At 66.7% G+C, this 11,033-nt stretch carries 9 protein-coding genes; 6 read left to right on the forward strand and 3 right to left on the reverse strand.

Translation table 11 applies throughout. The features are described 5' to 3' along the window. Position 1: 1 nt before the first annotated feature. The 5 genes from AC1DVU_RS06350 (at position 2) to AC1DVU_RS06370 (ending at position 4,929) form a co-directional block, all read left to right on the forward strand. A complete protein-coding gene (locus AC1DVU_RS06350) occupies positions 2–1,078 on the forward strand; it encodes a DUF1214 domain-containing protein (RefSeq protein ID WP_476921576.1) in 1,077 nt (358 codons plus the stop codon). Then, entirely contained in the window at positions 1,075–2,226 is a 1,152-nt protein-coding gene (locus AC1DVU_RS06355) for a sulfotransferase family protein (protein ID WP_476921577.1), read from the forward strand. The genes AC1DVU_RS06350 and AC1DVU_RS06355 overlap by 4 nt, the downstream gene beginning before the upstream one ends. Next, positions 2,223–2,999, forward strand: a complete 777-nt coding sequence (locus AC1DVU_RS06360; protein ID WP_476921578.1) for an SDR family oxidoreductase — start codon at positions 2,223–2,225, stop codon at positions 2,997–2,999. The genes AC1DVU_RS06355 and AC1DVU_RS06360 overlap by 4 nt, the downstream gene beginning before the upstream one ends. 76 nt (positions 3,000–3,075) lie before the next feature. Further along, positions 3,076–3,534 carry an SRPBCC domain-containing protein gene (locus tag AC1DVU_RS06365; protein ID WP_476921579.1) on the forward strand — a complete coding sequence of 153 codons (459 nt, stop codon included), beginning with the start codon at positions 3,076–3,078 and terminating at the stop codon, positions 3,532–3,534. A 138-nt stretch (positions 3,535–3,672) separates the two neighbouring features. Then, on the forward strand, positions 3,673–4,929 hold the full coding sequence (locus AC1DVU_RS06370) for an HNH endonuclease (RefSeq protein ID WP_476921580.1): 1,257 nt from the start codon (positions 3,673–3,675) through the stop codon (positions 4,927–4,929). Positions 4,930–5,258: 329 nt separating this feature from the next. On the opposite strand, the gene AC1DVU_RS06375 is transcribed toward AC1DVU_RS06370, so the two are convergent. Genes AC1DVU_RS06375 through AC1DVU_RS06385 form a run of 3 tightly spaced genes read right to left on the reverse strand, consistent with a single transcriptional unit; the run spans position 5,259 to position 9,615 of the window. Then, positions 5,259–6,821 carry a succinic semialdehyde dehydrogenase gene (locus AC1DVU_RS06375; protein WP_476921581.1) on the reverse strand — a complete coding sequence of 521 codons (1,563 nt, stop codon included), beginning with the start codon at positions 6,819–6,821 and terminating at the stop codon, positions 5,259–5,261. Further along, the gene (locus AC1DVU_RS06380; protein WP_476921582.1) at positions 6,818–8,437 is read right to left on the reverse strand and encodes a GMC family oxidoreductase; all 1,620 of its coding nucleotides are present in this window, start codon (positions 8,435–8,437) and stop codon (positions 6,818–6,820) included. The genes AC1DVU_RS06375 and AC1DVU_RS06380 overlap by 4 nt, the downstream gene beginning before the upstream one ends. 14 nt (positions 8,438–8,451) lie before the next feature. Beyond that, entirely contained in the window at positions 8,452–9,615 is a 1,164-nt protein-coding gene (locus AC1DVU_RS06385; RefSeq protein ID WP_476921583.1) for a steroid 3-ketoacyl-CoA thiolase, read from the reverse strand. A gap of 102 nt (positions 9,616–9,717) precedes the next feature. Here AC1DVU_RS06385 and AC1DVU_RS06390 point away from each other — a divergent pair, with 102 nt between their 5' ends. Then, the gene (locus AC1DVU_RS06390; RefSeq protein ID WP_476921584.1) at positions 9,718–10,962 is read left to right on the forward strand and encodes a cytochrome P450; all 1,245 of its coding nucleotides are present in this window, start codon (positions 9,718–9,720) and stop codon (positions 10,960–10,962) included. Positions 10,963–11,033: the final 71 nt, after the last annotated feature.

The raw sequence follows: 11,033 nt of genomic DNA on the forward strand, positions 1-11,033 counted from the left end.
CATGACAGGCGGAGCTGGAGAGGTGTCGTCCGGGCAGGCATGGACCGAGTTCTGCCGCGCATTGGAGCAGGCCGGTGAGGTCATCCTGCGCGACACCGCGCCCGACACGCCGCTGGACCGGGCGGAGGGCTATCGCTATCTGACGCGCCTGCTCAGGGAGATGTTGTACACGACGGTCGAGAACGCCGATCCCGACTTCCCGCGGCTGCACGAGCTCGATCGCGTCAAGCTCGGCGCCGACAACCCGGACAACGTCTACCTGTCGGCCAACATCCGCGGCGACCGCACCTACAAGATCACCGGCACCCGCGGCTCGATCGCGTACTTCAGCATCGGCTCCAAGGCCAACCGCTACGCGATCGACGGCACCATGGCGTCGACCGGTGAGGTCTCCGACCGTGACCTCGTCGTGGAGCCCGACGGCACCGTCGAGATCATCGCCAGCGCAACTCCGCACGACAAGAACTGGCTGCCGCTCGCGCCGGACTCCACCGGACTCGTGGTGCGTCAGACGTACCTCGACCGTACGACCGAGGTCCCCGGGCAGTGGCGCATCGAACGGATCGGTGACCCGATCGAGCGCAAGGAGCTGGACCCGGCGCAGTTCGCCAAGGCGCTCGCAACCGCCGCCTTCTCGCTGCACGGCACGGCGGCGCTGTTCGCCAACTGGACCGAGATGTTCATGGCCCGCCCCAACGAGCTCGTCGACTTCGGGCAGGAGATGTTCCAGAAGGCCGGCGGCGACCCCGAGATCTTCTACCTGCACGGCTACTGGACGCTCGAGCCCGGCCAGGCCTGGGTCATCGAGACCGAGGTGCCGGACTGCCCCTACTGGAACTTCCAGCTCGACAACTGGTGGATGGAGTCGCTCGACCACGAGCGCCAGATGACCATCAACAAGCACACCGCGAAGCTCGACGACGGCCGGCTGACGATCGTCATCGCCGACAAGGACCCGGGCTGGGGCAACTGGATCGACACCTGCGGGCACACGAGCGGCACGGCGTTGCTGCGCTGGCTCGGCGCCAACCACCACCCCTTGCCTGAGTCCAAAGTGATCGACCTGGAGGCACCATGACCACCGCCGAGACCGCCCGCGTCCTGGACGTCGACGGGCTGCTCGCCGCCGCCCGCGACAAGACCGGGCTCAGCGACTACGGCGACGACTGGTTCGTCGAGCCGCTCGACGTGCTGACCTCGGCGCTGGTGGAGGAGGCGCGGCTGTCGGAGCTCGGCCTCGACCTGACCCATCGCCGGCTCGTCGCGTCGTTGGCGGACCGCCTGCGGCTCAAGCAGCTCCAGGCCGAGCACCCGGAGATCCTCGACGAGGAAGTGACCGTCGCCGCCGAGATCTGCGGTCTGCCCCGTACGGGATCCACGCTCCTGCACCGGCTCCTGGCATCGTCGCCCGAGGTCACCTCGACCCTCTCGTGGGAGAGCTCGTACCCGCTGCCGTTCCCCGGCGAGAGCCCGGACGCGGAGCTGCGCAAGAAGCGCGCGCGGGACCGCTACGAGATGTTCCTCGAGATGGCGCCCGACTTCGGCGACATCCACACGATCGAGTGGGACGGCCCCGAGGAGGACGTCATCCTGCTCGACCGCACGTTCACGTCGATGAGCTACGACTCGTTCTACTGGGTCCCGACGTACGGCCTGTGGCTCCGCGGGTTCGACCAGGCGCCTGCGTACCGAGACCTCAAGGAGTGGCTGCAGGTCCTGCAGTGGCAGAGCCCCGACCGCGACGGCAAGCCGTGGATGCTCAAGTCGCCGCACCACCTCACCGCAGTGGACACGGTGCTCGACACGTTCCCCGGCTGCAAGATCGTCATGACGCATCGGTCGCCGACGAAGGCCGTGCCCTCGTACGCATCGATGGTCTGCGCGATCTCCGGGCAGTACAGCGACGAGGTCGACCCGAAGGCGGTCGGCCCGTACTGGCGAGACCGGTTCGTGACGGCACTGCAGGAGTACGAGGTCGTGCGGGCCGCGCGACCCGACCGGTTCGTCGACGTCACGTTCCAGGACACGGTCTCGGACCCGGTCGGCACGGCAACGAAGGTCATGGGCGAGCTCGGGCTGCCGGCCGATCGTGACGCACTGGAGGCGTACATGACCCGCAACCAGGAGCAACGGCACGGCTCGCACACGTACACGGCGGAGGACTTCGGGCTGTCCGAGGTTGAGCTGGAGCAGGACTTCGCGTTCTACCAGAAGGAGATCTCATGATCCTCAAGGACGAGGTGGTCATCGTCTCCGGCGTCGGCGCCGGTCTCGGCGCGAAGCTGTCCGCCCGCGCGGCCGCCGAGGGCGCGAAGGTCGTGCTGGCGGCGAGGTCCGACGGCGTCACGGCGCAGGTGGTCAAGGAGATCACCGCCGCCGGAGGCGAGGCCGTGGCCGTGCAGTGCGATGTGCGCAAGGAGGAGGACGCCGAGCGGGTCGTGGCGACGGCGGTCGAGCGCTACGGCAAGGTGACTGGGCTGGTCAACGCGGCATACGCCCACCCGGGCTTCACGGACCTGCTGGAGACACCCGAAAAGCAGCTGCGCCGGGCGATGGACGTCATCTTCCACGGCGCGCTGGGGATGACTCGAGCCGCGGTGCCGCACATGACCGGCGGCGGATCGATCGTCAACGTCGGCACGATGTCGACGCGCAGGGTGATGCGCGGTGAGGGCGGCTACGCGGTGGCGAAGGCTGCGATGGGCTGTGCGACGCAGTACCTCGCGCTGGAGCTCGGCGAGAAGGGCATCCGGGTCAACCAGGCGATCCTCGGCTGGCTGGATGGTCCCGGCGTGCGGTTCTACCTGACGATGACGGCCGAGGAGAAGGGGATCACGGAGCAGGACGTCTACGACGACATTGCCTCCCGCAACCCCCTCGGCCGGATCCCGACCGATGAAGCTTGCGCCGGCGCGATCCTCTACCTGCTGTCGAGCCTCGCTTCCGAGGTCACCGGCGCGGTGCTGGACGTCAATGGCGGGGAGTACATGCCGGCATGAGCGAGCGCCAGCGAGCGAACAGTCGGGATGTCATGCCGCCACGTCCGTACCGTCGCTTCTTCTCGGATGTGTCGGCATGACGAACGTGGTGACGTCGGTGACGGTCGAGATCGAGGCGCCGGCAGCATCCGTGTGGGACGTGCTCGTGGACTATCCGCGCTATCCGGAGTGGAACCCGTACACGGTTGCAGCAGAGACGTCGTTGGAGCTCGGCGACCGTATCGACCTGACGCTGCCGAACCCGGATGGCTCGGACGGTACGTTCGTCAATCGCGAGTTCATCCGGGTCGTCGACCGGCCTCACCACCTGCGCTATGACACGGGTGAGGAGATGGAGGGCATCTTCGCGATCCGGGACCAATACATCGCTGAGCTGGGTCCGGACCGTTGCGCGTACTACACGACGGACACGCTGAGCGGCGAGCACGCGGACCTGGTGATGGAGCTCAACGGCGACTGGATCAAGGCCGGCTTCGACTCCGTGGCGTACGCGCTGAAGGCGCGAGCGGAGGAGCTCGCAACCACCGGTCCTTGAGCCTGTCGAAAGGACGCCAGTGGCTGATCGACAGTCCTCGCCAGTCCATCCTTGCACAAGGGTCAGACAGTCGATTTTCTCTGTCATATCAGTGAATTGGCTCTTGTGATCGAACATGTGTTCGAGTAGAATTGAGGCATGAACTCGGGGGCCGTGGTTGAGACGATGCGCACCGCTGCGCGCACGCTCGCTTCCGGTGATGTGCGGGACAAGATCCACGCGTTGCAGGCCGTCCAGCATGCGGTCGATGCCGCCCAGGCCGCGTTGTTGGCCGAGCTCGAGGCGTCCAAGGACTTCGAACTCGACGGCGCCTCGACACTGAATGCTTGGGTGCGCAACCAGCTGCGGATGAATTCCGGCCAGGCCAGCGCCTTGGTCCGCAACGTGATGGTGCTGCGTGACCTGCCCCTGGTCGCCGAGGCGGCGTTCGCTGGACAGATCAGCGCCCAGCACGTGCGGGCTTTCGTCTACGGACTCAAGCATGTCGGTCTGGCGCCGATGCGCCAGCACGAACAGGTGCTCCTCGAGGTCGCCCTCGACCGTGACCCCGGTGCACTGTTCGAAACGGTCAAGCATCTCAAGGACGTTGTCCACCCCGAGGACCTCGACGACGCGTGGGAGCGGGGCATGGACCGCGAGGACTTCCAGGTGAACGCGGTCCCCGACGGCTGGCACGTCAGCGGATTCCTCAACACCGTCACCGGGGCGAAGGTGAAGGCCGTCATCGATTCGGTCTCGGCACCGAGGGACAAGGATGACGACCGCACGGGGTCCGAACGCCGGGTCCAGGGACTCGACGACCTGTGCGACGCGGTCCTTGCCAACGGTCTCCCCTCGGACAAGGGCGTCCGCCCGCACCTGTCGGTGTTCGTGGACGCCGACACCCTCGAAGCTGCCGCCCAGCACGTCAAGCAGACCACCGAGAGCCCGTATGTGAGCCCGGCCCCGATGCCCGATGTCGAGCCGGCGAAGCTCGCCAGCCACGGGGCGATCGGCCCCCACCTGCTGATGCACTTCCTGTGCGTCAGTGACTTCACCGCCTTCTTGATGAAGCAGAACGGCGGCGCCCGTCAGGCCCAGATCCTCAACGCCGGCCGCGGCCGCTACCAACCCAACATCCTGCAACGCCGCGCAGTTCTCGCCCGCCAACGCGGCGTGTGCGCCACCCCAGGCTGCAACCACACGCATCTGCAGATCCATCACACCGTCTGGTGGTCCCACGGCGGACCCACAGACATCGACCTCCTCATCGGCCTCTGCGTCCGCTGCCACACGCTGCTCCACCGAGGCCGGCTCCACATCACCGGCAACGCCGTCGACGGATTCGAATTCGCCAACCGCGACGGCCGGACCCTACGCAAACGACGACGAACCACCTACCGCCAAGCCGCCTGACCACCAGTCCGGCGGCCCATCGGCCTGCCCAGATCCAATTAGTCCGTGGCGCCGCTCCCATTCTGTCGGTGTTGGAGGAACCAGTGGCCAGTCAAGTAGGCCGCAGATGCCCCTAGCCACGTGGCGACGTAAAGCCAGAAATCTGCGTCAGCCGTTGCAAGGAGGATGGCCGCAACAGTCAGCGCAAGTAGGTACCCGACGCGGAAGAGCCGATCACTTTTGGCGGCATCTTCCCAAAGCAACGGACTGCAACTTCATCCCGCGATCATCTCGCAACAGCATCCCGGCCGCGCGCAAATTCGACTCGAGTGCACGAGAAGGGATAGGAACTAGCGCAGGCGCGTCTTGCGCATCAGCTTGAGCGACAGCTGCGTCTGCTTGGCGTACGACTCGTAGGTCTGGTCCGGCTTCGGCTCCATGACCTGCTTCTTGAGCAGCGCGATGTTCTGCGCGTCGGTGTACTTCAGCAGGCCCTGGTCTCCGTGACGCGCACCGACGCCGGACTGCTTCAGGCCGCCGGAAGGCGAGCCCTTCGAGGCGTACGCCGTGGCGAGGATGTCGTTGACATTGACGTTGCCCGAGTCGATTCGCCGGGCAACTGCCAGCCCACGCTTCACGTCCTTGGTCCAAACACTCGCGTTGAGGCCGTAGTCGGTGTCGTTGGCGAGCGCGATGCCTTCGTCCTCGGAGTGGAAGCGGTAGAGGCCGACGACTGGACCGAACGTCTCGGTCGAGCCGGCGAGCATGTCCTTGGTGACGCCCTCGAGGATCGTCGGCTCGTAGAACGCGGGTCCGAGGTCGGGCCTCGCCTTGCCGCCGGTCAGCACGGTCGCGCCCTTGGCTCGGGCGTCCTCGACATGCGTGGCCACGCGGTCGCGATGGTCGACCGACACCAGCGAGCCGATATCGGGCCCGAAGTCATACGTGGCATCGATCTTCATGGCTTCGGTGGCAGCCACGAACTTGTCGCGGAACTCGTCATAGATCGAGTCGTGTACGTACAGCCGCTCGATGTGCATGCAGATCTGGCCGGAGTTGCCGAACCCGCCGAACAGCGCTGCGTGCACGGCTTCGTCGACGTTGGCGTCCTCGAGCACGAGCATGGGGTTCTTGCCGCCGAGCTCGAGGCAGCAGCCGATGAGGTGCTTGCCGGCCAGCTCGCCGATGATCCGCCCGGAGGCCGTCGAGCCGGTGAACATGACGTAGTCGGCGTTCTCCAGCAGCGGTCCGCCGACGTCGGGCCCCTCTCCGCAGACGAACTGCACCAGACCGGGCGGCATGCCGGCCTGCTCCAGCAGGCGTACGCCCAGCAGAGGCGAGAGCGCCGTCTTGTTGTCGGGCTTGACCACGACACCGTTGCCGGCGATCAGTGCCGGGATCGTGTCGGAGATGCCGGTCGCGAACGGGAAGTTCCACGGGGCGATGATCGCGACGACGCCCTTGGGGCGGCGCACCTCGGTCGAGTGCGACAGCACCGGGACGGGCCCGGCGTGCTTGCGGTCCTTGAGCACGGACGGAGCGCGCTTGATGTAGTGGCTGGCGCCCATCGGCACGTCGCACGACTCCTCGAACGCCATCCGCCGGTTCTTGCCACTTTCGGCCTGGATGAGGTCGGTGATGAGGAACTGGTTCTCCAGCACGAGCGCGTGGAACTTCTTGAGTACCTTGAGCCGCTTGCGCAGCGACCACGACGCCCACACCTGCTGCGCCGCGCGCGCGTCGTCGAATGCCTTGGCGATGTCACTCGGCGAGGACTGCGGCAGCTCGACCAGCAGGTCGCCGGTGTAGACCTCGGTCAGCTTCCACGTGTTGCCGGTGGTCCCGGGGACTCGCTTGACCAGGCTGTCGAGGAACTCCGGGGTCAGGCTCGCAGGCCGTCTTGTCGTGGTCATCCCAGCACCAGCTCCGCGCACTTGTCGCCGATCATGATCGACGGGGCATTGGTGTTGCCGCCGATGATCGACGGCATGATCGACGCGTCGGCGACCCGGAGGCCGTCGATCCCGCGTACGCGCAGGTCGGGTCCCACGACAGCTCCCTCGTCAACGCCCATCCGACACGTGCCCACACCGTGATAGACGGTCGTGGCCCGGTTGAGGACCTCGGACTTCATGGCCTCGGAGTCGATCGCCGCGCCGGGGTGCAGCTCCGACGTCACGTTGCCGCCGAACGCGGCGGACTTCATGATCTCGCGGATGATCTCGACGCCCTCGACCAGCACCTGCCGGTCGCCGGCCTCAGCCAGGTAGTTCATGTCGATGAGCGGCGCAGCACTCGGATCGCTCGACGCGAGTCGCACGGTGCCGCGGCTGCGCGGATAGATCAGCGTGGACATCACGGTCAGCGCGCGCCGGCGGTCGACCTTGTGCCGGATCGGGGCGTCCTGGTTGGGCGACGGGTATGCCCACGGCAGCACGTGGATCTGCAGGTCGGGGACGTCGGTGGCCAATGACGTACGTACGAAGCCGACGGTCTCGAAGACGGTGTTCTCCAAGAACGAGCCACCGACCGTGAGCTCCCGGGCAAGCCCTCGGGCGAAGTAGGTGGGGATGCCCCGGTGCACCGCGTTCGGCATCAGCCAGGTGGTCGGTACGAACAGGTGGTCGTGCAGGTTGTCGCCCACGGGCAGGTCAGCCTTGACCTCGATGCCGTGCTCGGCGAGATGCGCGGCAGGGCCGACGCCCGAGAGCATCAGGATCTGCGCGGAGCCGAACACGCCGGCGGAGAGGATGACCTCCTTGCCGGCGCGGACCGTCCGACGCTTGCCGCCCTTGTCGAGGACCTCGACGCCGGTCGCGCGGCCGTTCTCGATCACGACCTTCTGCACGTGGACCTCGGGCTGCACCTGGATGGTCGGCCAGCTGGTGTTGGTCAGATAACCCCGCGATGACGAGAAGCGCTTGCCCTTTTCGGCGCTCTGCTGGAACCGGCTCACGCCCTCCTGCTCGGCGGCGTTGTAGTCCTTGAGGATCTTGACGCCCAGCGTGTCCGCCGTGGCCTGCTCGAACTGCAGCGACGCCTCGGTCGGTTGCGTGTGGCGGGTGACCTTGATCGGGCCGCCGGCGCCGCGGTAGTCATCGGCGCCGTCCTCGAAGTCCTCGACGCGCTTGTACGTCTCGTTGACCGAGTCGGCGTCCCACCCGGTGTTGCCCTCAGCGGCCCACGAGTCGTAGTTGGCGCGATTGCCGCGTACCCAGAGCAGACCGTTGATCGAGCTCGAGCCGCCGACGACCTTGCCGCGGGTCTGCGGGATCACCCGGTTGTTCATGTGCTTCTGGGGGACCGTGTAGTAGCCCCAGTCGACCTTCTTCTTGATGTTCGGCTCGGCGTGCATCGGCCCGATCATGCCGGGCTTGGTGACGAGCATCGAGGTGTCCTTCTTGCCCGCCTCGAGCAGGATCACCGAGGCCCCGGAGGCTGCCAGACGCGAAGCGGCAGCGGCCCCCGCGCTTCCGGCGCCGACCACGACATAGTCGGCCTCGGTGCGCAGGGAGTCGTTCTTGGTCATGGCAGTCCTTCGGGTCAGATGCGTTCGATGATGGTGCCTGATGCCTGCGCCCCGCCAGCACACATCGAGATCAGGGCGGTGCTGGCGTCCCGGCGCTCGAGCTCGTGGAGGGCGGTGGTCAGCAGCCGGGTGCCGGTCGAGCCGACCGGGTGGCCGAGCGCGATGGCCCCGCCGTTGACGTTGATCTTGTCCTCGGGGACCGAGTGCACCTTGGCCCACGACATCACCACGCCGGCGAACGCCTCGTTGACCTCGCAGATGTCGATGTCGGAGATCGACATACCCGTGTCTGCGAGGAGCTTCTCGGTCGCCTGCACAGGGCCGTCGAGGTGGTAGTACGGGTCCGCACCGACGAGGCAGGAGGCGACGATGCGGGCCCGCGGCGTGAGCCCCAGGGACGCAGCCAGGTCGGAGTCCATCAGCAGCAGCGCCGACGAGCCGTCGGAGATCTGCGACGAGGTGCCGGCCGTGTGCGTGCCGTCAGGGAGTACGGGGTTGAGTGCGGCGAGTCGTTCCAGTGAGGTCTCGCGGATGCCCTGGTCGGCGTCGACCAGCTGCGTGTCGTCGGTGGGCTGGCCGTTGTCATCGAGGACGGGTGCCTTGAGCGCGAAGATCTCGCGGGCGAAGCGGCCCTCGTCGCGTGCAGCGCGGGCCTTCTCCTGCGACCATAGGCCGAATGCGTCGACCTCGGCGCGGGAGAAGCCACGGTCTCGTACGATCCGGTCGGCCCCTTCGAACTGGTTGGGCAGGTCGATCGACCAGTCGTCGGGGCGGGGAGATCCTGTGCCGGGCGGGACATTGGCACCGAGAGGTACGCGCGACATCGACTCGACGCCGCAGGCGATGCCGGCTTTGATCAGGCCGGCGCCGATCATGGCGTGGATCAGGTGTGTCGCCTGCTGGGCCGACGAGCACTGCGCGTCGATCTCGGTGGAGGCGGTGGCGTTGGGCAGCCCGGCGTGCATCCACGCGCGGCGCACCATGTTGTTGGACTGCTCGCCGGCCTGGGTCACGCAGCCGCCGATGACCTGCTCGACGATGTCGGCCTCGATGCCGGCGCGGGAGATGACCTCGGCCTGAGTCATGCCGAGGAGCACCGCGGGATGGAGACCGGCCAGCACGCCGTTCCTCTTGCCCTGAGGCGTGCGGACGGCATCAACGATCACAGGGGTGCCCATGGGTCAAAACTAGAACACGTTCTCGTCTTGCACAAGCCTTCCGAAACGCCGGGAGTCGTGTCAGGATGAACTAGAACGTGTTATAGAAATCTAGGAGCCCATGTGACCACGACGTCCGATGCACCCGCCATTCCCGCTGATTTCGACCCGACCGATCCCGACCTGTGTCAGGCCGGCGTGCCGCTCGAACAGTTCGCGGAGCTGCGACGGACCGCTCCTGTGTGGTGGGTCAATCAAGCTCCGGAGTCGCGCGCCGGCTTCAACGGCGAGGGATTCTGGGCGATCAGCAAGCACGCGGACGTGTCCGCGGTGTCCAAGGACAGCAAGAACTTCTCCAGCCTCGAGAACGGCGCGATCATTCGCTTCGCCCCGGACATGACCCGTGAGCAGGTCGAGCTGCAGGGCATCATGCTGATCAACCAGGATCCGCCGGACCACACCAAGATCCGCCAGATCATCAGCCGGGGCTTCACCCCGCGCTCGATCAACGCCCAGCACGATGTCCTCGTCCAGCGGGCCAACAACATCGTCGACGAGGCCATCGCCAAGGGCTCGGGCGACTTCGTCAACGAGGTGGCCTCCGAGCTGCCGCTGCAGGCGATCGCCGACCTGATGGGCGTACCGCAGGAAGACCGCGGCAAGCTCTTCGACTGGTCCAACACGATGATGTCGTTCGACGACCCCGACTTCGAGGGCAACCCGGACGAGGCCGCCGCCGAGATCCTCATGTACGCCATGGGCCTCGCCGAGGAGCGACGCAAGAACCCGCAGGACGACATCATCACCAAGCTCATCACCGCCGATGTCGACGGGCACGGACAGCTGGGCGAGGACGAGTTCGGCTACTTCGTCATCATGCTCGCGGTGGCCGGCAACGAGACCACGCGTAACGCGATCACCCACGGCATGAACGCGTTCTTCCAGTTCCCCGACCAGTGGGAGCTGTGGAAGAACGAGCGGCCGTCGACGATGGTCGACGAGGTGATCCGCTGGGCGACGCCGGTGACGGTCTTCCAGCGCACCGCGATCAACGACGTGATGGTCGGCGATGTCGAGGTCAAGAAGGGCGAGCGCGTCGGCCTCTACTACGCCAGCGCCAACCACGACGAGGATGTCTTCACCGATCCCAACACGTTCGACATCACCCGCAGCCCGAACCCGCACCTGTCCTTCGGTGGCCACGGGGCGCACTACTGCATCGGCGCCAACCTCGCCCGTCTGGAGGTCGAGATCATGTTCAACACGCTCGCCGACCGGCTGCCCGACATCAAGCAGCTCGGCGAGGCCAAGCGCCTCCGCCACGGCTGGATCAACGGCATCAAGGAGCTCCCGGTCCAGTACGTCTGACCGTTTCGGCCACGTCGAACGCCTCGCCGGTCGAGTAGGAGGCCGCCCGCGGCCGACGTATCGAGACCACG

The sequence above is a fragment of the Aeromicrobium sp. P2_G6 genome (assembly GCF_056403535.1).